The sequence below is a fragment of the Bosea sp. BIWAKO-01 genome (assembly GCF_001748145.1).
Classification (GTDB): Bacteria; Pseudomonadota; Alphaproteobacteria; order Rhizobiales; family Beijerinckiaceae; genus Allobosea.
The window spans coordinates 775,667-796,287 of sequence record NZ_BCQA01000001.1; the positions used below are offsets into that span (position 1 = coordinate 775,667).

Here is a 20,621-nt window from a genome sequence, read left to right on the forward strand (position 1 = left end):
TTTCTCTTCCTGAGCGCGACTCTCGCGCGAGGCGGTTATGTGGTCGAACACCATCAAATCCCCGCATACATCCGGCCGGGCTCGAAGATTCCGGCCGGGTCGAAGCTGTTCTTGATTCCGGCCGTGACCCGCATCAGCGGCTCGGCCAGTGGTTCGAAGACCGGTACAACAGCGCGAACCGCGTGGGGTGCGCGCACCAGGGTCGCGTGACCGCCGAGCGACCTGATTGCAGCACGGATCGCGGCGGCTCCAGCGTCCTCGTCAACCGGCACCGCCAGCCAGACCAGACCGCCGCCCCAGTCATAGAACCAGCGCGCTTGCGGCAAGGCTTGGATGATCGCAGCCGTAGCGCGCGGGGCCTTCGTCGGAGCAAGCGAAAGCCGCCAGACGGCTTCATGGCTTCCGGCGAAGAACCTCGCATCCCGTACAGAATGCCACAGCTCCTGCGAGGCAGCCCCCTCGATCAGTTCCGGCCTGCCGTACTGGCTCAGCAATTCGCCCAGCGCATCGGTGCGATAGGCGATCGAGCTCGCGAAATTCTCCAGCCTGAGCAGTGTGCGGGCCTGGTCGGCCCCGATGCCGGCCGGCAGATGCGCCGCCGCCATTGGTTCGAAGGGCGAGCCCAGCGCGGCCGAAAGCAGAGCGACCGCCGCCTCATCGGCAAGTCCGGGCCAGGCCAGCGTGACCACGCATTCCGGCGCCGGCAATACGCGGAAGGTGACTTCGGTCAGGAAGCCAAGCGTGCCGTGGGCACCGCTCACCAGCTTGACCAGGTCGAGCCCGGTGACGTTCTTCATGACCCGGCCGCCGGACTTGATCGCCTCGCCCCGGCCGTTGATCAGCCTGATCCCGATCAGCGAGTCGCGGGCTGCTCCAGCGTTGATCCGGCGCGGACCGGAGATATTTCCGGCAGCGACCGCACCGATCGTCGGCTCGCCCTCCGTGCCCAGCAATGCGCGATGATCCATCGGCTCGAAGGGCAGCATCTGGCCGCGGTCGGCCAGTGTCCGCAGGATTTCCGCGAGCGGGGTTCCCGCCCTGGCGCCAATCACCATCTCGGAGGGCTCGTACAGCGTGATGCCGGTCAGCCCCGCGCTGGAAATGGTGCTCACGACCTGGGTCGGGCGCCCCAGGCCGGTCCGCGTACCACCGCCGCGAAGGGTGACAGGCGTGCCGGTGGCAGCGACGGAGGCAACGACGGCGCAGGCCTGGGCTTCCGTGGTGGGGGTGTGAATGGTCACGCGGCGACCCTGCCATCTAGCGGAAAGACCTTGGCCGGGTTCAGCAGCCACTCGCCGTCGAAGACCGCCCGCACCCGCATCTGCTGGTTGAGATCGGCTTCGTTGAACTGCACGCGCATCAGATCGCGCTTCTCGATGCCGACGCCGTGTTCGCCGGTGAGGCAACCGCCCACCTCGACGCAGAGCTTGAGGATGTCGTTTCCGGCATCCTCGGCTTTGCGCGCCTCGACGGGGTCGTTGCAGTTATAGAGGATCAGAGGGTGGAGATTGCCGTCTCCCGCATGGAAGACATTGGCGACGCGCAGTCCATAGCCTTTGACGATCTCTGCCATGCGCTGCAGCACAAACGGCAGTTGCCCGGTCGGGATCGTACCATCCATGCAGATGTAATCGGCGATCCGGCCCGTCGCGCCGAAGGCCGATTTGCGGCCCTTCCAGATCGCGGCGGTCTCCATTGCCGACTTGCTTTCCTTGACCGTCTTGACGCCATGCTCGCGCGCGATCGCGACGATGCGCGCAAGCTGAGCGTCCATTTCCGCGTCCGAGCCCTCGACCTCGATGATCAACAGCGCCTCGACATCCATCGGGTAGCCGGCTTTGGCGAAGGCTTCGCAGATCTCGATCGCCGGCTTGTCCATGAACTCCATCGCGACGGGGATGATGCCGGCGCCGATGATGGCGGCCACCGCGGCACCTGCCTGCTCGCTGCTCGGGAAGCCGAACAGCACCGGGCGTGCGCCCTCGGCCGAGCGCAGGATCCGCACGGTCGCTTCGGTGACGATGCCGAGCTGGCCTTCAGAACCGACGATCAAGCCGAGCAGGTCGAGCCCCGGGGCATCGAGATGGGCGCCCCCGATCTCGACGATTGAACCATCGAGCATCACCAGGGTCACGCCCAGCACATTATTGGTGGTGACGCCGTATTTCAGGCAATGCGCGCCGCCGGAGTTCATGCCGATATTGCCGCCGATCGAGCAGGCAAGCTGGGAGGACGGGTCGGGCGCATAGAAAAAGCCCTCGGACATCACAGCCCCGGTGACGGCGAGATTGGTGACGCCGGCCTGCACCCTGGCGGCGCGGTTGTCATAGTCGATCTCGAGGATGCGATTCATCTTGGAGACACCGATGACGACGGCATCCTCCTGCGGGATCGCGCCACCGGCGAGCGAGGTTCCAGCACCCCGCGGGACGACGGGAACGCCCTGCTCGCCGCAATAGCGCAGCACCGCCGCGACCTCCTGCGTCGTCGAAGGCAGCACGACCGCCAGCGGCATGCGGCGATAGGCGGTGAGCGCATCGGTCTCATAGGGCCTGCGCTCGTCATCGGAGGTGATCAGAGCCTCGGGCGCCACCAGTCCGGCAAGCCCGGCGATGATCGCATCGCGGCGCGCCAGGATGTCCGCGCGCGGCGCGGGAAAGGCAATGGCGCTCATGGTCTCCTCCTCCGGATGTCAGCTCTCGCGATATCACCCACACCCGGTTTCATACAAACAGGTTAGACCAATTCGAACCCGCTTGCAGCGCGACCAAAAGCCATGATTATTTCCAAAATGGAAAAGGTGGGCGAGCATGGACCGGTTCGGCGATCTGGATGTCTTCGCGCATGTGGTGACGGCCAAGAGCATGTCCGCCGCGGGGCGCGAATTGAAACTCTCGCCGGCGGTGATCTCGAAGCGCATCCGCCGGCTCGAGGAGCGCCTTGGCGTACGGCTGCTGCAGCGCACCACCCGACAATTGTCACTGACCGAGGCGGGACAGGGCTTCTATGAGCGCGTGGTCTCGATCCTGTCCTCGATCGAGGATGCCGAGGCCTGGGTCGCCAGCGGCACCGGACAGGCGCGCGGCACCTTGCGCGTCTCCGCCCCGACCTCCTTCGGCAGACTGCATATCGCGCCGCATCTGAAGCCCTTTCTCGACGCCAATCCGATGGTGACCGTCGACCTGATCCTGAGCGATTCCTTCGTCGACATCATCGCAGAGGGTTTCGACCTCGCGGTGAGGATCGCCGACCTCCAGGATTCCAGCCTTGTCGCCAAGCGGCTCGCGCCCAATCACCGCGTGCTTTGCGCCGCGCCGGACTATGTCGCCGCTCACGGAATACCGGCCAGCATCGAAGAACTCTCCCACCATACGCTGATTGCCCATAATGCCGACCAATGGCGGCTGGATGGACCGTCCGGGCCGGTCACCGTGCGGGTCAACGGGCCGCTCCGGACCAATTCCAGCGAGGTCGTGCGCGAGGCGCTGCTCGCCGGCGTCGGCATCGCATTGCGCTCGACCTGGGATGTCGGGCCGGAACTGAAGACCGGACAGCTCGTCAGGGTGCTGCCGGATTACTCGGTCGGCAAGCGTGTCGCTGTCTACGCGGTCTATCCCAGCCGTCGGCACATGGAGCAGAAGGTGCGCGTCTTCGTCGATTATCTCGCGGAACTCTATGGCGCGACGCCGTACTGGGACGCGGGGCTCGATCTATGATGTGGCGCCCGCCCGCCCGTCATGGGGCCTCTGCGCGGCGCCGGATTGCCCGGACACGTGGCTTGCTCGATCTTTGACACATCACTGGAGAATCCCGTTCATGTTCGGCTTGATCGAAGGCACAGGCGTCGAGGTTCTGGACCAGCGCTTCCACCGGGTCGTACCGGGCTCGGCGCGGGTCGAACGGCTGTGGACGGGGGCCCGCTGGTCCGAGGGGCCGGCCTGGTTTCCGGCCCATCGCAGCCTGGTCTGGTCCGACATCCCGAACAACCGCATGCTGCGCTATGACGAGGCGAGCGGCCAGGTCGGCATCTTCCGCCAGCCGGCACGGAACTCGAACGGCAATACGGTTGATCCGCAGGGCCGGCTCGTCACCTGCGAGCATGGCGGGCGTCAGGTGACCCGGACGGAACATGACGGCTCGATCACCGTGCTTGCCGACAACTGGCAGGGCAAGCGGCTGAATTCCCCCAATGACGTCGTGGTGAAGTCCGACGGCTCGATCTGGTTCACCGACCCGGATTACGGCATCGGCAGCGACTATGAGGGCGACAAGGCGGATGGCGAGATCGGCCACTGCAACGTCTACCGCATCGATCCGGTCAGCGGCGCGCTCTCGATCGTCGCCGACGACTTCCTCAAGCCGAACGGCCTCGCCTTCTCGCTGGACGAGAGCGAGCTCTATATCGCCGATACGGGGGCGAGCCATGACCCGGATGGGCCGCGCCATATCCGCAAATGCGCCGTGACGGGGGACGGCGCGTCGCTGGGCCGCTCTGAGATTTTCGCAACCTGCTCGGCCGGCCTGTTCGACGGCTTCCGGCTCGATGCCACCGGCCGCATCTGGACCAGCGCGGCGGACGGCGTGCATATCTATCACCCCGACGGCACCTTGATCGGCAAGGTGCTGATTCCCGAGATCGTCGCCAATGTCTGCTGGGGCGGCGCGAAGCTGAACCGCCTTTTCATCTGCGGCACGACATCACTCTACTCAGTGATGACCCACACCAATGGGGCGACCTGGCCGAAGCGCTGAACCGCGCTCAACTCTGCGGCGGCTCCGACTTCATCCGGACCACCAGCAACGGCATGGCAAGGCCGAGCAGCATGAAGCGCGCAAGATGGTGCGCGCCGACATAGAGCGGGTCGAGCCCCATGGCGAAGGCAAGCATCGCCATCGCCTCCAGCCCTCCCGGCGCGAAGGCGGCCATTGCGCTGGCATAGGGCACGCCCGCAAGCCATGCGGCGGGCCAGGCGAAGGCGAAGGCCACCACCATCGAGACGAAGAAGGCGCCAATGGCGAGCGGGAATAGCCCGGCGATCTCGCCGCGCTTGAGGTTGGAGACGCGCCCGCCCATGGCCGCGCCCAACATGACCATCACCACCGTCGCGATCGCAGGCGGGAGCGTGCCATGGACGACGCCAGCGCCATGCAGCACGGCACTGGCCATTGTTGCGCCAAGGATGAAGGGGGCGGTGACGCCGATGCGCTCGAAGATGAGCCCGGTGACCAGGGCCACACCGAGAACCAGCGCCATATCCGGTGCGCTGGCGACGATCACTGCCGGCATTTGACCGGCGCTGCCATCGCTCAAGGCCCGCATCAGACTGGGCAGGATCGCGACCAGGACGAGGATGCGGAAGAGCTGGATCACCGCGATGCGGCCAAGATTGGCCCCCTTGGCATGGGCAACGGCGATGACCGCCGACAGCGCCCCCGGCGCGGCGGCCAGCAGGGAATCGATCCAGGACCAGCGCGCGACATAACGCAGATAGGCGCCAGTGGTGAGCATGATGGCAGCGAGCGCGACGAACAGGACCGCGAGCGAACCGGGATAGCGCGCCGTCGCCGCAAGCGCCTCGGGCGTCGCGGAGGAGCCGATCAGCACCCCCGACATCAGCATGGTCGCATCGAACCAGGGCTTGCGCAGATTGGGCAGGCGCTTGGCGACGCCGACGATCGAGACGATCAGCATCGAACCTGAGAGCCAGGCGGCCGGCACGTCGAACAGCGCGAAAAGGCCCCCGCCGAGTGCGGCGCAAGCGATCACGGCCGCTTCACGCGACAATGTCTTGAACCTGTAGGGGATGTAAGCCGGACCGGTCATGTCACTCGGAGCAAGCGCCGAAGAGACACGACGCAAGGCCGATCAATGAACGCGGCGCGCAATCGGGTCAAACGAGGAGATGCTACCGCCGCGCAAGGCTGGCCTGCGCTCAGCGGGGCCTATGACGTCAGCGCTCTTTGCAGCCGCGCCACCGCCTCGACGAGATCGGACGATTTGCGCGCGAAGCAAAGCCGCAAGCCCGTCTCGCCTCCGGGACCGAAAGCGGTGCCCGGCGCCAGGCCGACATTGGCCTCGTCGACCAGTTCGATCGCCAGCGCGCGTGAATCTTCACGGCCGTCGACGTTGAAGAACTGGTAGAAGGCGCCGTCCGGCGCGGTCAGCGAAACCCGGTTCGTCGCCTTCAGGCCTTCGAAGATGATCTTCCGGCCTTCGGTCGCACGCGCGATCTGCTCGGCGACGAAAGGCTCGCCCTCGGTGAGGGCGGCGATCGCGGCGCGCTGGACGAAGACCGGCGATCCCGAGGTCGAATACTGGATCAGGTTCTCGACCACCTGGCCGAAGGCGGCCGGCACCTCGATCCAGCCGATGCGCCAACCCGTCATGGCCCAGTTCTTCGAGAAGGTCTGGACGAAGAGGACGCGATCCTCAGCTTCCATCACGTCGTGGAAGGAGGCTGCGCGCGGCGCCCCGCCATAGACGAAGCGGCCATAGATCTCGTCGGCGATGATCCAGATACCGTGCTTGCGAGCCAGGGAAAGCAACGCGGCCAACTCGTCCTTGGTCGCGGTCCAGCCGGTCGGGTTCGCCGGGGAATTGATGACGAGCGCGCGCGTCTTCGGCGTGATCGCCGCGGCGAGCTTGTCGAGATCGAGCGTGAAGCGGCCGTGCTCCAGATCCATCGGCACGCAGACGGCCCTGGCTCCCGCCACGCCGATGGCCGCGGCGAAATTGGGCCAGGCCGGCGTCGGAATCACGAGTTCGTCGCCAGGTCCGGCGATCATCCGGACGGCGATCTGAACGGACTGCATGCCCGATCCGGTGACGAAGAAGCGGTCGGCCGAAAGCGGCTGGCCGTAAAGCGCCGTGTGGTAGCGCGCGAGCGCCTCGCGCAGTTCCGGAATGCCGCGCTGCCAGGTGTAGAAGGTCTCGCCATCGGCCAATGACTTGTTGGCGGCCCGGACGATGAAATCGGGCGTCGAGAGATCGCCCTCGCCGACCCAGAGCGGGATCAGGCCGGGCTTCAGCCGGCCGTGATTGACCACCTCGACGATGCCGCTTTCGGGCGCGTTACGGGCCTCTGGCCTCAACTCGGCAATCAGGCTGGCGCCCGGCAGCGTGCTCGTCGTCATCGGCTTCGACCTCGCAAGTTCAATGCCTCACCTTTAGCCGAAGCGGCGGGCGGGAAGCATGAAATCGCGAGATCGGGTCGATCGCTCGCGGTGATGAATTGCCCGCGAGCGGTGAGCGAAGTCAGGCGTTCTTCTGCTTCAGCAAATCGCGGATTTCGGCGAGAAGCACGACGTCCTGCGACGGGGGCGCCGGCTCGGCCGGGGCTGCCTTCTGGTCCCGCTTCACCCGGTTGATGCCCTTCACGACCAGGAACAAGGCAACGGCGATGATCAGGAAATTGATGGCGGCAGTGACGAAGCTGCCATAGGCGAACACAGCGCCCTGCTTCCTGGCCTCGGACAGGATCGGGCTGGTGACCGCACTATTGAGGCCGAAGAAGTAATTGGAGAAATCGAGACCGCCCAGCGCGCCGAAGATCGGCATGATGATGTCGCTGACGAGAGAGTCGACGATCCTGCCGAAGGCCGCGCCGATGACCACGCCGATGGCGAGGTCGATGACGTTGCCCTTCATCGCAAATTCTTTGAATTCCTTCAGCATTGCCCTGCCCCTTCGCCACGGGATGATCGGCTTCACGCCGATCGGACGGCGTGCGCGGATGTCGCAGGCTAATTGAGAGTTGCAACGGTTAGAAGCCCGTCAGGGCGCCGCCCCTTGGTCAGTGCACAGTCTTGGCCCGGGTTGAACGGGCGACAGCACGATGCCGCAGCGCAACAGCCGGGCAATATTCGCCCGCGCCCAATGGATATCCGCCAGTCCAAGACCTCGCGAGATCAACAGCTTAGACAGAGCCTCGGCCTAAAGCCGCATCGCGCTCGGCGTGCACATGCACTAGGCTGCGCTGCTGCCGCTCTGGCATGGAGGCAAGATGATCCCGGCCTGGTCCGTCGTTCTGGTCGCGCTCGGCTATCTCTGCGTGCTGTTTGCCATCGCTCACGCTGCCGATACGTTCGGCCGCAAGCTGATGGGCGGGCCAGCGCGCACGACGATCTATGCGCTGGCGCTCGGCGTCTACTGCACCTCCTGGACCTTCTACGGCTCCGTCGGCTTCGCCAATCGCGCCGGCTTCGATTTCCTCGGCATCTATGTCGGGCCGATCCTGGTCATCGGCTTCGGCTATCGGTTCGTCACGCGTATCGTCGAGATCGCCAAGTCGCAGAACATCACCTCGATCGCGGATTTCGTCGGCGCGCGCTACGGCAAGAGCGAGCGGGTTGCCGCTCTCGTCTGTCTCGTCGCCGTGATCGGCGCACTGCCCTACATAGCCTTGCAGCTCAAGGCCGTCGCGAATTCACTCTCGGTATTCCTGACCGCAACCGGCGGGAAGGCGCTGACGCCGGATGTCCCGGTCCTCAGCGACCTCGCCTTCCTCGTCGCCATGGTGCTCGCCGGCTTCGCCTGTGCCTTCGGCACGCGCCATATCGACGCGACCGAGCATCAGGACGGGCTGGTCCTGGCGATTGCGGCGGAATCGCTGGTCAAGCTGGTGGCGTTTCTCGCACTCGGAATCTTCGTCGCCTACGGCCTGTTCGATGGTTTCGGGGACCTCCTCGCCCAGGCAGCGAAGATGCCGGACGGGGCGCCTCCGATCTGGGAGCGGACCTCGAGCTGGCCGACCTTCCTGACGCTGACGTTGCTCTCCTCCTTCGCCGCGCTGCTGTTGGCACGGCAATTCCACATGACGATCGTCGAGAACCGGGATCCGGGCGACGTCCGCCGCGCCGCCTGGATGTTTCCGCTCTATCTCGTCCTGATCAATCTCTTCGTGCTGCCGCTGGCGGCGGCGGGCGAGTTGCTGATGCCGGGAAGCGGCATCGATCGCGACATGACCGTGCTGCTGCTGCCGCTGGAGCGGGGTGCAGGCTTGCTCGCGCTGTTCGTCTTCATCGGCGGGCTCTCCGCCGCGACCGCGATGGTGATCGTCGCGTCGGTCGCGCTCGCCATCATGATCTCCAACCATCTCGTCATGCCGCTGCTGGTCCGCGGTCGTGGCCTGCTGGCCGACCCGGACCGAGCCATCCCGAGATCGCTGCGTTCCGGCCCGACCGGCGGCGACCTCGGTTCGCAGGTCGTGATCATCCGGCGCTTCGCCATCCTCGCCGTGATCCTGATGGGCTATGCCTATTACCGAGCGGCGGGTGAAGCGGCGCTGGTCTCGATCGGGCTCCTGTCCTTTGCGGCAACCGCACAGATCGCGCCGGCATTCTTCGGCGGATTGCTCTGGCGGCGCGGCACCGCGCTCGGCGCCGTCGCGGGCTTGACGGCAGGCACGCTGACCTGGGCCTACACGCTGCTGGTCCCCAGCCTCGCATACCCCACCAGCGTCTGGAGCGAGATCGTGGCCAAGGGGCCGCTGGGCATCACCTCATTGCGGCCGGAAGCCCTGCTCGGCCTCGATCTGCCGGCCCTGCCACACGGCGTGTTGTGGAGCCTCGGCCTCAACCTTCTCTGTTATGTCGGCTTCTCCCTGCTGCGACCGGCCAATGCCATGGAGCGCCTGCAGGCCAACTCCTTCGTCACGTCCGACCGCGCAACGATGGCCCAGTCCTTCTCGCTCTGGCGGTCCAGCGTCACGGAGGCCGAGCTGCAGTCGACCATCGGCCGCTATCTCGGCCAGGAGCGGACGCAGCGCGCATTCGAGGGCTTCTCCATCGGGCGTGGCGAGGTTGCCAGCAGCAGCAATCGCGAGGCCGACATCCACATGCTGCGCTTCGGCGAGCATCTGCTCTCGTCGGCCATCGGCGCGGCATCCTCGCGGCTTGTGCTTTCCCTGCTGCTGCGCCGCCGGAACCTGTCGACGGAAGCCGCCTTCAAACTGCTCGATGATGCTTCGGCAGCCCTGCAATATAATCGCGATATTCTGCAGCACGGTCTCGACCATGCCGGCCAGGGCATCACCGTGCTGGACCGGGACCTGCGGCTGCTCGCCTGGAACCAGGCCTTCATCGAGCTCTATGATCTGCCGCAGTCGCTGGTGCGGTTCGGCACCGGGCTCGACGAGATCGTCCGCTTCAACGCTGCCCGCGGCGCCTATGGCGATGGCGAGCAGGATGAGTTGATGGCCGCGCGGCTCGAGAGCTTTGTCAATGACCGCGAGCCCGTCCGGCTCAAGCTTTTTCCCTCGACCAAGGTCATTGAGATCCGCTCGAATCCGCTCCCCGACGGCGGCCTGGTGACGACCTATACCGACATCACCGAGACCGTCGCCGCGCATGAAGAACTCGAGCGGACCAATGAGAGTCTCGAGCGACGCGTCGCCGAACGCACCGAGGAAATTCTCCACGTCAACGCCGAGCTTCAGCGCGCCAAGGCCGAAGCCGAGGAGGCGAATGCGTCCAAGACGCGCTTTCTGGCCGCCGCCAGCCACGACCTGCTGCAACCCCTCAATGCCGCGAGGCTCTATGCGACGGCACTGGTCGAGCGTGACCGGATCGCCACCAGCCCCGAGCTGGCTGAGAATATCGATGCGTCGCTGGACGCGGTCGAGGAAATCCTGACGGCACTGCTGGAGATCTCGCGTCTCGACGGGGGCGCACTCAAACCGGAACTGACCAGTTTCAGGCTCGACGAACTGATGCGCCAACTCCAGCGCGAATTCGAGCCGAGCGCTCAGGAACGAGGCCTGCAACTGGTGTTTTCGCCCAGTTCCGTCGCCCTGCGCTCGGACCGGCGCCTGCTGCGCCGGCTGCTGCAGAACCTGATATCGAACGCGATCAAGTACACGCCGAACGGGAAGGTCCTGGTCGGCTGCCGCCGCCGCGGCAATCAGGTTTCGATCGAGGTACTCGATACCGGCCTCGGGATTCCTGCCAGCAAGCAGAAGACGGTGTTTCGCGAGTTCCAACGGCTCGATCAGGGGGCCAGGGTCGCCCGTGGCCTCGGGCTCGGGCTTTCAATCGTCGAACGCATCTCCCGCACGCTCGACCACAAGCTCACCCTGATCTCCACGCCAGGGCGCGGAACGCGGTTCTCGGTCATGGTGCCGCGCACGGCGCCGCTCCCGGCCATGGCGACCAGCAGTACCCCGCCCCCGACGCCTGCGGGGCAATTGGCCGGTCTCAAGCTCCTGGCGATAGACAACGAACCGACGATCCTCGATGGGATGAAGCGCCTGCTCGAAGGATGGGGCTGTGCCGTCGCAACCGCGCCCGGCCTGGACGAAGCGCTTGCGCAGGTTCAGGCCCACGGCATGCCGGACGTGATCATCGCCGACTACCATCTCGACCATGGCGACGGGCTGAGCGCGATCGCGGCCTTGCGCGATCGTTCCGCCAGGCGCGTTCCCGCGATCCTGCTGACAGCCGATCGCTCGCCGCAGGTGCGGGAGGCGGCCGCGGCCTTCGACGTTCATATCCTCAACAAGCCGCTGAAACCCGGAGCCCTCCGAGCCCTGCTTGCGCAATGGCGCGCGATGCGTCTCGCCGCTGAATAGCGGGGGGACCTGCCCCGCTCAGCGCTCGGCGGCACCGGCCTGGCGCATCGCCTCCTCCGAGGCGAGAAAGGCCGCGACCTCGGCGCTCTGCGGCGGGCTATCAGTGCTGATTCCGATATCCGCGAGAATGCGGTCCACCGGCACGTAGCTCCTGGTCGCACGATCGTAGAGGGCAGCCCGCACCAGCGCCACGGCCGCGACGATCTCCGTGCCGTCCCGCCCCCGGCTGAGAATGCGATGCTGCATCACAAGCCAGTTCTCGGTCCAGCACAGGATCCGGGTCTCCAGCGCGAAGGGGCGGAACAGGCGCAATTCACGCCTGAAACGAATGGTCCCCGCATTGACCACCGGCACCCAGCCCTCACGCAGCACCGTGCGCCAAAGCCCGGTACGCAGCATCAGGTCGGTCCGCCCGAGATCCATGAGACTCCAGTAGCGGCCATTGTTCATGTGCAGGCTGGTGTCGAGATCGTGAAACCAGACGCGGAACGGCAGGACCGACATGTCGAAAGGTGGCTTCAGCCTGGATCGGAAGGGCGTGGTGACAAGAAGCCAGAGCAGGCGCAGCCAGAGGTTCATGCAGGCTCCTGTGGAGTGTCGCCGTCGGACGGCACGCGCCGTTCCCGATGTCGCGACGATTGGCCATATCATCGTCACCGACTCGCGCCACTCTTTCGCACGCCCTGCAGCGGAACTCGCCATGCCGACACTTCATGTTTCGTCCCTCGCCCGGCTTCACGAGACGGTCGCATCGGTCGGTGCGAGCCATGTCGTGACCTTGATCAACGTCAACACGGTCGTGGAACGCCCGGCCGGCATTCTGCCCGAGCGGCATCTCTTCATCGGCATGTCGGACATCACGGCGCCACTGGACGGGCATGTCCTGCCCGACGAGGACCATGTCCAGCGCTTCCTGAGCTTCATCCGCGACTGGGACCGCGCTGCCCCGATCGTCTTTCACTGCTGGGCGGGCATCAGCCGCTCGACCGCGGCGGCCTATATCGCAACCTGCGCCCTGCGGCCCCAGCGTGACGAGGCGGAGATTGCGCTTGCGCTACGCAGCGCATCTCCCTCGGCCACGCCCAATGCCCGGCTCGTCTCGATCGCAGACCAGATCCTGGGACGCTCCGGCCGCATGACAACGGCGATCGAGAGCATCGGCCGGGGCGCGGACGCGTTCGAAGGCACACCGTTCCGCATCGATCTCGATTGAGGCGGCGCCGGGCTTGCTGCATCGTGGTGGCGACATGCCCAAAGTCACATCCCCCGCCATCGAGATCGGCCTCGCGGCAGCGATCGTCGCCTTCACCGGCAACCAGCCGCATATCCTGACGGCCCAGGTTCACGACGGGGACGCCACGCCGGGCCTCCCCTACGGCCCGTTCGACCCGCTGGCGCATCGCACCTTCGAGATCGGCCTGCGCTCCTGGGTTGCGGACCAGGCCGCGCTGTCGCTCGGCTATGTCGAACAGCTCTACACGTTCGGGGATCGCGGGCGGCAGGCGGAGATCCGCGACACCGGCCCCCATGTCGTCTCGGTCGGCTATCTCGCGCTGACGCGCGCGCCATCCCTGCCGGAGCAGGTCGCATTCCAGCCCTGGTATGGCTTCTTTCCCTGGGAGGACTGGCGCGCCGGTCGCCCGGCCGTACTCGACACGACCATCCTCCCGCAGCTCGACGATTGGGCGCAGGACAAGGCGGCCGAACGGGCCGAGCAGGAACGGCGCCCCCTCTCACGCCAGCAGCGCATCGCAACTTGCTTCGGGGCTGGGGGCGTGCCCTGGGACGAGGAGAAGACGCTAGAGCGCTACGAACTGCTCTACGATGCCGGGCTCGCCTATGAGGCGCTACGCGACCGGCGCCCCGACGCGTTGCCGCGTTCCCCCAGTCCCCTGCTTGGCCGGCCGATGCGCTTCGACCATCGCCGCATCCTCGCGACCGCGATCGGCCGACTGCGCGCCAAGCTCAAATACCGTCCGGTCGTGTTCGAACTGATGCCGGACGCCTTCACCCTTACCGCGCTCCAGAACACGGTCGAGGCGATCTCGGGCCGGCACCTGCACAAGCAGAACTTTCGGCGGCTGGTCGAAAGCGCAGCGCTGGTGGAGCCGACCGGCACGATGACCCGCACGGCCGGGCGCCCCGCCGCGCTCTTCCGCTATCGCCGAGAAGTCATTGCCGAGAGGCCGGCTCCGGGCCTGCGCGTCGGCGGGCGCAGCCTCGGAGGAGAGCGGTAGTTTTGTGCGGATGCGAAGGGAGTTGTCGTGCATATCAGCGCGACGGCCGAAAAACTGAGCAGAAAATTGCTTGCTTCTTACGAAATTTGCGACAATGCATCGCCCTCAAGAGGGGCCAAAGCCATGACGATCGAACTCGATTCCCGCGACCGGACCATTCTGCGCATCCTGCAGACCGATGGCCGGATCACCAATTCGGACCTCGCCGAAAAGGTTCACCTCTCCCCATCCGCCTGCCTGCGCCGCGTCCGGCAATTGGAGGAAAGCGGGCTGATCCGCGGCTATGCGATGATGCTCGACGACAAGATCGCCGGCTTCCCCGGCACGGCCTTCGTCTTCGTCACGCTGGACCAGCAGGGGCGCGCCTCGCTTGAGGGGTTCGAGCAGGCGGTGCAGAATCTGCCCGAAATCCTGGAGTGCCATCTGCTGGCTGGCGCGCACGACTATCTGATGCGGGTCATCTATCGCGACAGCGCCGATTTCGAGCGTATCCACACCGACATCATCACCCAACTGCCAGGCGTCACCCGCGTACAGTCGACGCTGACGCTGCGCACGATCAAGAAGACCTCCGCATTGCCGGTCTGATGCAGGGTTGCAGCGAACAGGGCCAGAGCCGATAAGAGTGGCCCAACGGGAATCGCCGATCTTGACCGACGCCAAATCCAATTCCGATATCGCCGCCCTGCCCTTCGAAGAGGCGCTGAAGCAGCTCGAGAGCATCGTTGCCCGGCTCGAGCGCGGCGACGTCCCGCTCGAGGAATCGATCGACATCTACACCCGCGGCGAAGCGCTCAAGGCACGCTGCGACGCCCTGCTGAAGCAGGCCGAGGCCCGTATCGAAAAGATCACGCTCGGCGCAGACGGCAAGCCGGCCGGCACGACCCCGCTGGACGTCGACAAGTAAGCCCCGGCCCAGCCCGCGAACTAAACTGAGAGCAGCGCCTCGATCAGTCCGGCAACATGCTGCACGGCCGGGTCGCGGTCACTGCGTCTGTGCCAGGCGACATGGAGCGGGAAACCCGGCACCGGAATCGGCGGCTCCCGCAACGCATAGTGTTCGCCGCTATCCCGAAGGAGCGTCCGGCTCGGCAGCAGCGCGATCAGGTTGGAATCGAGCAGCAGCGGCGGAACGATCAGGAAGCTCGGCACGACCATGCCGACATGGCGCTTCCTGCCGAGGATCGAGAGCGCTTCGTCAAGCGCGCCATAGGTTTCGCCACGACCCGAAACCAGAACATGCGGATAGGCGAGCCAGCGATCCAGATCGAAGGCTTGCGCCGCCGGGTGCTCCCTCCGCATCGCCACGACATAACGCTCGCGCAGCAATTCCTTGCGGGTAAAATCCTTCTCAACGCTGGGGAAGACCGAGACGGCGAGATCGGCCTGGCCTCGCGCCAGGCCGTCAAGAGCCTCCGGCGCACCGCGCCAGGGCATCAGCGCGAGCGTGATGCCAGGCGCCGTGCGCGTTAGCTCGCGATACAAACCGCCGGCCAGCAGTGTCGGCGGCAGCTCCGCCGTCACCACCCGGACAATCTGCTGCAAGGTCGCGAGATCGGGCTGCGGCGGATCGAGCAAGGCTGTCATCTGGGCCAGCAGATCCTTGATCGGCTGCTGGAGCGACTGCGCCTTTGCGGTCAGCCGCATCTGCCCCCCGCCGCGCTCCAGGAGCCTGTCATTGAAGAGATGCCGGCAGCGATCGAGCGCGCTGGATGCTGCCGGCTGCGACAGCCCGACCCGCTCAGCGGCGCGCGAGACATGGGCTTCGTCCAGAAGCGCATCGAGGATGACAAGCAGGTTGAGATCGATCGATCTTAAATTCATGAAATGGATAATACGATATATCGATCATCCATTGGAGTAATTTTATCGCCACCCGCATCCTCGGCACATCGCAATGGAGGACGCCATGCCCAACACCCTGATCCTGTTGTTCCACCCCAATTTCTCGACATCGAATGCCAATCGCGCCCTCTGCGAGGCCGTCGCCGGACTGCCGGGCATAACCGTCGTCGATATGCAGGCACAGTATTCAGATGGCGTGATCGACGTCGATGCGGAGGTCGCACGCCTCCTCGCGGCAGACCGGATCGTCCTGCAATTCCCGGTGCAGTGGTATTCGACACCGCCACTGCTCAAGGCCTGGCAGGATGCCGTGCTGACCCGGATGTTCTACCTGGCCTACCAGGATGAAGGGCGCCTGCTCGCCGGCAAGCCGGTCCTGATCGCCGCGACCGCCGGCAATGTTCCGGAGGCCTATGCGCCCACGGGCCAGAACCGCTTTTCGCTTCGCGAGCTTCTCCACCCTCTGGAAGCGACGGCCCATCGCTGCGGCCTCGCCTGGCAGGAACCCTTCCTGATCTACGAAACACGCAAGGCCGACACTGAGACGCTGCAGCTCGCCGGAGAGCACTATGCCGGCCGGATCAGCCGCCTTCCGTGATCCGTTCCGGAACCCGTGCAATGACGCCGTCCAGCATCTACGCAAGACCGCGCGACGCAGCGCTCTTCCTCTTCCTCGCCTGGCTGATCCCGCCGCTCATCCTGCTGCAATTGCTGCTGGTCGGGCTTGCGCTCTTCGATTGCCTCGGCCGGGGGCCGCACCAGGCACTTGGCGGCGCAATCGTGGTGCCGATCCTCGTCCTGCTCGTGCTGAGCCAGCGCGTCTCGCTGCGCCAGCATCGACGCAAGGTCGTGCAGATTCTCGGGCTCTATGGATTGCAGGTCGCGCTGGCCGTGGGCGGAGAGGCCATCAGCGCGGGACCGATCCAGGCCCTGCACGCCGCCAATGCCGGCCTCCTGCTGCTGGCCGGAACCAGCCTTGCGAGGACGACAGGTTAGCTGCGACCTGCACGGCCTTGGATACGGCAGAGCTGCCGCGCGCCGGATCCGGGGCGCGGCAGCGCGGCATCCAGCCTTAGCCTGCCTGTCCAGAGCGGCTGGACGCCTTCAGGATTGCTGCTCCCAACGCAGATTTCAGGACAGCTCCGACGATGAACGGGACGACGCCGAGGAGCAGCGCGCGCTCAACGCCAATCAAGGTCGCGAGCCATGCCGCGCCGATCACCAGGCAAAGCGCGTTGCCGATCAGCATCGCGGCGAAGGAGCGCACAAGCCTGCTCCCGCCCCAGCCGCGCTCGGCGAGCCAGCCGACCACGGCGGCCACGATCGGGAAGGAGAAGAGATAGCCGCCCGTCGGGCCCATGAAATGCGGCAGGCCGGACGCCCCTCCGGCGAGAACCGGCAGCCCGAGCGCCGCCTCGAACAGCCAGGCGAGGACAGTGACCGCGCCAAGACGCCAGCCATAGAAGGCGCCGATCAGCGTCACCGCCAGCGTCTGCATCGTGATCGGCACGGGAACCATCGGCACGCTGATTTGCGAGGCCAGAGCCAGAAGCAGGGTTCCGAACAGCACGGCACCCGCCTGTACGAGGACAGGGCGGCTGCTCAGGCGCAACGGGCTGCCTCCTGGCTGCGTCGGCGCGTAGGTCATTTCGTTCATTGCGATCTCCATCAGTGATCGGATGCATATTATCTATAATTTACGCATCTGATCTATGATGGACTCCACATCGCGGCGAAGAATGCAAGTCCCTCCCGCCATGCACCTGTCATCCGACGATCGAAAAGGCTTCGCGTGTACCGCCTGAGGAGGTGCGGACCGGCTTGGTCCCGATCCACTGGACATGCCGCGCAAGGGTCGCAGCGGCAGCCTCGATGGCCCCCTCGCGCAGCGCAGCAAGGATCGCGCGATGGTCGTGATCGGTGCGTGCCTCCCATTCTGAACGCCAGGCCGCGAACAGGAAACGGGCGCTGGTGGCATGCAGATCGTCGATCGCAGCCAGCAGACGCGGCATGGCGCAGGGAGCGAGAATCAGCTTGTGGAAACGCCGGTTCGCATTCTCCCATGACCTCACATCCAGCGATTTGTCGCCGGCACGCGTCGCTTCCTCAGCCTGCTCGAGAATCGCCCGGGTCAGATGCGGCGCAGCATGACGCAGTGCCAAAACCTCCAGCGCCGCCCGCATTTCCGCGACCTCTCGGACCTCACGCAGATCGAAGGCGGCGACACGCACGCCCCGGCGCGGCTCGCTGACGGCCAGCCCCTGCGCCTCCAGCCTTTGAAAGGCCTCTCGCACCGGCACATGGCTGGCGCCGAACTCGGCCGCGACATGGTCCTGCCGCAAGCGGGTGCCGGGCTCGATCGCTCCGGAGATGATCCGGTCAGCCAAGGCGCGGCTGATCCGGATGGCGAGCGTGTCTTTCTGTTCTCTGGTCATGGTTTATAGATAATTTTACCGCGTGTGCCTGTCGAGCCGTTCGGACAAAACGGCGCGCCAATCTCGCTTGCCCCTTCGCCGCGTTGCGGCCAGACTCGCCGGCCAATCCTGGGAGGTCCTTCATGTCCCAACTGCCCGCTGACGACCCTATCCTGGGCGATGCCCGCTCCTGCCAGGCGATCGAGCAGGTGATCGTGCCGCGCGCGCGCGATCTCGGCGGCTTCTCGGTCAGGCGCGCCCTGCCCTCGATCGGGCGCAAGATGGTCGGACCGTTCATCTTCTTCGATCAGATGGGCCCGGCCGAATTCCTGCTCGGCGAGGGGATTGATGTGCGCCCACACCCGCATATCGGGCTGGCGACCGTGACCTATCTCTTCGACGGCGAGATCATGCATCGCGACTCGCTCGGCACGGCGCTGCCCATTCGCCCCGGCGCGGTCAACCTGATGACGGCGGGACGCGGCATCGTTCACTCCGAACGCACGGCACCAGAAGAACGTCTCAAGGCGCCGAAGCTCTATGGCATCCAGACCTGGCTCGCCTTGCCGAAGAGCCATGAGGAAGTCGCGCCGGAATTCATCCATCACGCCGCGCCCGAACTGCCGCGGATCGTCGAAGGCGGCAAGCGCATCAGCCTGATCATGGGCTCCGCCTACGGCCAGACCTCGCCGGTGAAATTTCCCTGGGACACGCTCTATGCCGAGGCGGTGCTGGCACCCGGCGCCATCCTGCCGCTCGACCCCGATTACGACGAGCGTGCGGTCTATATCGTCTCCGGCAAGATCGACATTGCCGGCGAGGAGTTCGGCGCCGGGCAGTTGCTCGTCTTCAAGCCCGGCGACCGCATCTCGATCCTGGCGATCGACCAGAGCCGGCTGATGCTGGTCGGCGGCGAACCGATGGATGGCCCGCGCCATATCTGGTGGAATTTCGTCTCTTCCTCGAAGGATCGCATCGACCAGGCGAAGGCGGAATGGAAGGCCGGCCGCTTCGACACCGTTCCCGGCGACGAGGCCGAGTTCATTCCCTTGCCGGAGGGCTGAAGGCCGCTCCATCCCGTTCAGGGCTGAACGCTTGCTGGCCTGAGCCTCGAGGACGGATGTTTTCCAGACCTGCAGGAGACCGTGAACCTGCAGGTCGTCGGACACACAGCCATTCGAGGCCTGCCCCTCACCCGGCCTGCAACCCTGAGCGCAGTTCGCCCGACGAAAGCTCGCCCGAAGGTATCGCCCTCAGCGCCGGCATGCGCGACGCCAAGATCGCGACCGCCGAGAGCGCAAAGAGCATGACGGGAAGCCAGATGGCGAGCTCAAGTCCGAGCCATTCGCCAGCCAGGCCGCCCGCAATCGCGCCTAACGGACGCATCCCGTACATCGCCGTGGTCAGGGTGGCACTGACACGGCCGAGCAAAGCCGGCGGCGTCACCGCCTGGCGCAGGCTGGTCTGAATGATACCCCAGAGAATCGGACCGAAACCGAAGAGGAAGAAGGCGAGCGCCAGCGCAACAAGGCCGAGCGACGCCGGAGCGATGGCGAGCAGCAGCGCGCCGATGAGCGACGAAGCCGGGCCGAAGACCAGGAGCAGCCCGGTCGGCAGGCGCGCGATCAATGCGGCCCCGAAGAACGCGCCGAGGACCAGACCGGCACCATAGACCGACGAAGACAGGCCGATCGTCTCCGGGGCGAGCAGCAGGACGCGCGCGGCATAGGGCGCAAACAGCGCCATGAAGGCGAAGAAGGCGAGATTCCAGGCGATGGCGCAGAGCGCGATGGGCCTGAGATAGGGATGCCGCAAGACGAAGGCTCCCCCTTCCGCAATCGCCCGGTGCAACGGCTGGCGTGCGGCTGCGGCCGGACGCTCGGGCGGCAGCCGCAAGGCAAGCGCCAGGACCACGATCCCGCACAGGGCGCATAGCACCAGCCCGAGCGCGCCGATGCCTCTTGCGACGGCCCAGCCGGCGATCAGCGGCGCAGCCAGGCTCAGCACCGCACGGCCGAGTTCCAGCCGGCCATTGGCGCGCGGCAGGTCACCGACCGCCACCATGCGGGGCAGGAGCACGAAAATGGACAGTGCGATGACAACCGGGCCGGTCGCGGCAACGAAGGCCGAGAGGGCCAGCGCCCAGTTCGTTTGCCCGAAGACGAGCAGTGCCGCGCCGATCAGCGAACCCGACAGCAGCAACCCGCCTCCAGCGAGAATCAGTGAGCGGGGCGCAACGCGGTCCGCCCAGACGCCCGCAGGCAGCGAGACGATGAGCCACGCTGTCGACTGGGCAGCGACCAGCAGGCCGACAAGACGGATACTGGCGCCCGCCTCCGTCGCCGCGAGCGTGATGGTGTCGAGCGCCAGCTTGTCTGCGAATTGGGCGACGATGCCGGCCAGGAGCAGGCCGAGGGGAAGATGCGACGACATGGCGGGATTCCGTCTTTGCGAGGTCGCGGCCAGCGTCCCACGCCCAGGAAGTCCGCCCCACCCGATTCCTGTCTTCCCGCACTGTGACGACCCGCCGGTTTGCCAGCGCCGCCCGCAGGCTTTAT

20 protein-coding genes are annotated in these 20,621 nt (G+C 66.0%); 10 read left to right on the forward strand and 10 right to left on the reverse strand.

The window, feature by feature from the left end; genetic code table 11:
• Nucleotides 1–53 precede the first annotated feature (53 nt).
• Both glcE and BIWAKO_RS03555 read right to left on the reverse strand, forming a co-directional pair.
• Entirely contained in the window at nucleotides 54–1,241 is a 1,188-nt protein-coding gene (glcE, locus tag BIWAKO_RS03550; protein WP_069877365.1) for a glycolate oxidase subunit GlcE, read from the reverse strand.
• On the reverse strand, nucleotides 1,238–2,674 hold the full coding sequence (locus BIWAKO_RS03555; RefSeq protein ID WP_069877366.1) for an FAD-linked oxidase C-terminal domain-containing protein: 1,437 nt from the start codon (nucleotides 2,672–2,674) through the stop codon (nucleotides 1,238–1,240). The genes glcE and BIWAKO_RS03555 overlap by 4 nt, the downstream gene beginning before the upstream one ends.
• Nucleotides 2,675–2,810: 136 nt before the next feature.
• Here BIWAKO_RS03555 and BIWAKO_RS03560 point away from each other — a divergent pair, with 136 nt between their 5' ends.
• Both BIWAKO_RS03560 and BIWAKO_RS03565 read left to right on the forward strand, forming a co-directional pair.
• Complete coding sequence (locus tag BIWAKO_RS03560; protein WP_069877367.1) at nucleotides 2,811–3,716, forward strand: LysR family transcriptional regulator; 906 nt, start codon at nucleotides 2,811–2,813, stop codon at nucleotides 3,714–3,716.
• A 100-nt stretch (nucleotides 3,717–3,816) separates the two neighbouring features.
• On the forward strand, nucleotides 3,817–4,752 hold the full coding sequence (locus BIWAKO_RS03565; protein ID WP_069877368.1) for an SMP-30/gluconolactonase/LRE family protein: 936 nt from the start codon (nucleotides 3,817–3,819) through the stop codon (nucleotides 4,750–4,752).
• Nucleotides 4,753–4,759: 7 nt separating this feature from the next.
• Here the strand turns inward: BIWAKO_RS03565 and BIWAKO_RS03570 are convergent, their stop codons facing one another.
• The 3 genes from BIWAKO_RS03570 to mscL form a co-directional block, all read right to left on the reverse strand.
• On the reverse strand, nucleotides 4,760–5,824 hold the full coding sequence (locus BIWAKO_RS03570; RefSeq protein WP_084651139.1) for an AbrB family transcriptional regulator: 1,065 nt from the start codon (nucleotides 5,822–5,824) through the stop codon (nucleotides 4,760–4,762).
• A 119-nt stretch (nucleotides 5,825–5,943) separates the two neighbouring features.
• Nucleotides 5,944–7,134 (reverse strand): pyridoxal phosphate-dependent aminotransferase, encoded by a 1,191-nt coding sequence (locus BIWAKO_RS03575; RefSeq protein WP_069877369.1) that lies wholly within the window; start codon nucleotides 7,132–7,134, stop codon nucleotides 5,944–5,946.
• Nucleotides 7,135–7,255: 121 nt separating this feature from the next.
• On the reverse strand, nucleotides 7,256–7,675 hold the full coding sequence (gene mscL / locus BIWAKO_RS03580; RefSeq protein ID WP_069877370.1) for a large conductance mechanosensitive channel protein MscL: 420 nt from the start codon (nucleotides 7,673–7,675) through the stop codon (nucleotides 7,256–7,258).
• 328 nt (nucleotides 7,676–8,003) lie between these two features.
• Here mscL and BIWAKO_RS03585 point away from each other — a divergent pair, with 328 nt between their 5' ends.
• Entirely contained in the window at nucleotides 8,004–11,567 is a 3,564-nt protein-coding gene (locus tag BIWAKO_RS03585; protein WP_069877371.1) for a hybrid sensor histidine kinase/response regulator, read from the forward strand.
• Between the two features lie 18 nt (nucleotides 11,568–11,585).
• Here the strand turns inward: BIWAKO_RS03585 and BIWAKO_RS03590 are convergent, their stop codons facing one another.
• Nucleotides 11,586–12,146 carry a thioesterase family protein gene (locus BIWAKO_RS03590; protein ID WP_069877372.1) on the reverse strand — a complete coding sequence of 187 codons (561 nt, stop codon included), beginning with the start codon at nucleotides 12,144–12,146 and terminating at the stop codon, nucleotides 11,586–11,588.
• 121 nt (nucleotides 12,147–12,267) lie between these two features.
• Here BIWAKO_RS03590 and BIWAKO_RS03595 point away from each other — a divergent pair, with 121 nt between their 5' ends.
• From BIWAKO_RS03595 to BIWAKO_RS03610, 4 genes are all read left to right on the forward strand, one after another.
• Nucleotides 12,268–12,780 carry a tyrosine phosphatase family protein gene (locus tag BIWAKO_RS03595; protein WP_069882138.1) on the forward strand — a complete coding sequence of 171 codons (513 nt, stop codon included), beginning with the start codon at nucleotides 12,268–12,270 and terminating at the stop codon, nucleotides 12,778–12,780.
• Nucleotides 12,781–12,814: 34 nt separating this feature from the next.
• Nucleotides 12,815–13,804 carry an NUDIX hydrolase gene (locus tag BIWAKO_RS03600; RefSeq protein ID WP_069882139.1) on the forward strand — a complete coding sequence of 330 codons (990 nt, stop codon included), beginning with the start codon at nucleotides 12,815–12,817 and terminating at the stop codon, nucleotides 13,802–13,804.
• A gap of 123 nt (nucleotides 13,805–13,927) precedes the next feature.
• Nucleotides 13,928–14,392, forward strand: a complete 465-nt coding sequence (locus tag BIWAKO_RS03605; RefSeq protein WP_176733256.1) for an Lrp/AsnC family transcriptional regulator — start codon at nucleotides 13,928–13,930, stop codon at nucleotides 14,390–14,392.
• A gap of 61 nt (nucleotides 14,393–14,453) precedes the next feature.
• A complete protein-coding gene (locus BIWAKO_RS03610) occupies nucleotides 14,454–14,711 on the forward strand; it encodes an exodeoxyribonuclease VII small subunit (RefSeq protein WP_069882140.1) in 258 nt (85 codons plus the stop codon).
• 20 nt (nucleotides 14,712–14,731) lie between these two features.
• Here the strand turns inward: BIWAKO_RS03610 and BIWAKO_RS03615 are convergent, their stop codons facing one another.
• On the reverse strand, nucleotides 14,732–15,628 hold the full coding sequence (locus BIWAKO_RS03615) for a LysR family transcriptional regulator (RefSeq protein WP_069877373.1): 897 nt from the start codon (nucleotides 15,626–15,628) through the stop codon (nucleotides 14,732–14,734).
• An 85-nt stretch (nucleotides 15,629–15,713) separates the two neighbouring features.
• Between BIWAKO_RS03615 and BIWAKO_RS03620 the strand changes: the two genes are divergently transcribed.
• Both BIWAKO_RS03620 and BIWAKO_RS03625 read left to right on the forward strand, forming a co-directional pair.
• The gene (locus BIWAKO_RS03620; RefSeq protein ID WP_069882141.1) at nucleotides 15,714–16,247 is read left to right on the forward strand and encodes an NAD(P)H-dependent oxidoreductase; all 534 of its coding nucleotides are present in this window, start codon (nucleotides 15,714–15,716) and stop codon (nucleotides 16,245–16,247) included.
• A 20-nt stretch (nucleotides 16,248–16,267) separates the two neighbouring features.
• Nucleotides 16,268–16,645: a DUF6220 domain-containing protein gene (locus BIWAKO_RS03625; protein WP_069877374.1), complete on the forward strand. Its 378-nt coding sequence runs from the start codon at nucleotides 16,268–16,270 to the stop codon at nucleotides 16,643–16,645.
• Nucleotides 16,646–16,721: 76 nt separating this feature from the next.
• On the opposite strand, the gene BIWAKO_RS03630 is transcribed toward BIWAKO_RS03625, so the two are convergent.
• Nucleotides 16,722–17,297: a biotin transporter BioY gene (locus BIWAKO_RS03630; protein WP_371332158.1), complete on the reverse strand. Its 576-nt coding sequence runs from the start codon at nucleotides 17,295–17,297 to the stop codon at nucleotides 16,722–16,724.
• A gap of 118 nt (nucleotides 17,298–17,415) precedes the next feature.
• Complete coding sequence (locus tag BIWAKO_RS03635) at nucleotides 17,416–18,084, reverse strand: GntR family transcriptional regulator (protein ID WP_069877375.1); 669 nt, start codon at nucleotides 18,082–18,084, stop codon at nucleotides 17,416–17,418.
• Between the two features lie 122 nt (nucleotides 18,085–18,206).
• Between BIWAKO_RS03635 and BIWAKO_RS03640 the strand changes: the two genes are divergently transcribed.
• A complete protein-coding gene (locus BIWAKO_RS03640; RefSeq protein WP_069877376.1) occupies nucleotides 18,207–19,127 on the forward strand; it encodes a pirin family protein in 921 nt (306 codons plus the stop codon).
• 127 nt (nucleotides 19,128–19,254) lie between these two features.
• Here BIWAKO_RS03640 and BIWAKO_RS03645 read toward each other — a convergent pair whose 3' ends face one another.
• The gene (locus tag BIWAKO_RS03645) at nucleotides 19,255–20,496 is read right to left on the reverse strand and encodes an MFS transporter (protein ID WP_069877377.1); all 1,242 of its coding nucleotides are present in this window, start codon (nucleotides 20,494–20,496) and stop codon (nucleotides 19,255–19,257) included.
• Nucleotides 20,497–20,621: the final 125 nt, after the last annotated feature.

Excerpts from the sequence above, each read along its gene's own strand:
- BIWAKO_RS03555 (WP_069877366.1), bottom strand. The coding sequence starts at position 2,674 with ATGAGCGCCATTGCCTTTCCCGCGCCGCGCGCGGACATCCTGGCGCGC.
- BIWAKO_RS03560 (WP_069877367.1), top strand. The coding sequence starts at position 2,811 with ATGGACCGGTTCGGCGATCTGGATGTCTTCGCGCATGTGGTGACGGCC.
- BIWAKO_RS03565 (WP_069877368.1), top strand. The coding sequence starts at position 3,817 with ATGTTCGGCTTGATCGAAGGCACAGGCGTCGAGGTTCTGGACCAGCGC.
- BIWAKO_RS03570 (WP_084651139.1), bottom strand. The coding sequence starts at position 5,824 with ATGACCGGTCCGGCTTACATCCCCTACAGGTTCAAGACATTGTCGCGT.
- BIWAKO_RS03575 (WP_069877369.1), bottom strand. The coding sequence starts at position 7,134 with ATGACGACGAGCACGCTGCCGGGCGCCAGCCTGATTGCCGAGTTGAGG.
- mscL (WP_069877370.1), bottom strand. The coding sequence starts at position 7,675 with ATGCTGAAGGAATTCAAAGAATTTGCGATGAAGGGCAACGTCATCGAC.
- BIWAKO_RS03585 (WP_069877371.1), top strand. The coding sequence starts at position 8,004 with ATGATCCCGGCCTGGTCCGTCGTTCTGGTCGCGCTCGGCTATCTCTGC.
- BIWAKO_RS03590 (WP_069877372.1), bottom strand. The coding sequence starts at position 12,146 with ATGAACCTCTGGCTGCGCCTGCTCTGGCTTCTTGTCACCACGCCCTTC.
- BIWAKO_RS03595 (WP_069882138.1), top strand. The coding sequence starts at position 12,268 with ATGCCGACACTTCATGTTTCGTCCCTCGCCCGGCTTCACGAGACGGTC.
- BIWAKO_RS03600 (WP_069882139.1), top strand. The coding sequence starts at position 12,815 with ATGCCCAAAGTCACATCCCCCGCCATCGAGATCGGCCTCGCGGCAGCG.
- BIWAKO_RS03605 (WP_176733256.1), top strand. The coding sequence starts at position 13,928 with ATGACGATCGAACTCGATTCCCGCGACCGGACCATTCTGCGCATCCTG.
- BIWAKO_RS03615 (WP_069877373.1), bottom strand. The coding sequence starts at position 15,628 with ATGAATTTAAGATCGATCGATCTCAACCTGCTTGTCATCCTCGATGCG.
- BIWAKO_RS03620 (WP_069882141.1), top strand. The coding sequence starts at position 15,714 with ATGCCCAACACCCTGATCCTGTTGTTCCACCCCAATTTCTCGACATCG.
- BIWAKO_RS03625 (WP_069877374.1), top strand. The coding sequence starts at position 16,268 with ATGACGCCGTCCAGCATCTACGCAAGACCGCGCGACGCAGCGCTCTTC.
- BIWAKO_RS03630 (WP_371332158.1), bottom strand. The coding sequence starts at position 17,297 with ATGACCTACGCGCCGACGCAGCCAGGAGGCAGCCCGTTGCGCCTGAGC.
- BIWAKO_RS03635 (WP_069877375.1), bottom strand. The coding sequence starts at position 18,084 with ATGACCAGAGAACAGAAAGACACGCTCGCCATCCGGATCAGCCGCGCC.
- BIWAKO_RS03640 (WP_069877376.1), top strand. The coding sequence starts at position 18,207 with ATGTCCCAACTGCCCGCTGACGACCCTATCCTGGGCGATGCCCGCTCC.
- BIWAKO_RS03645 (WP_069877377.1), bottom strand. The coding sequence starts at position 20,496 with ATGTCGTCGCATCTTCCCCTCGGCCTGCTCCTGGCCGGCATCGTCGCC.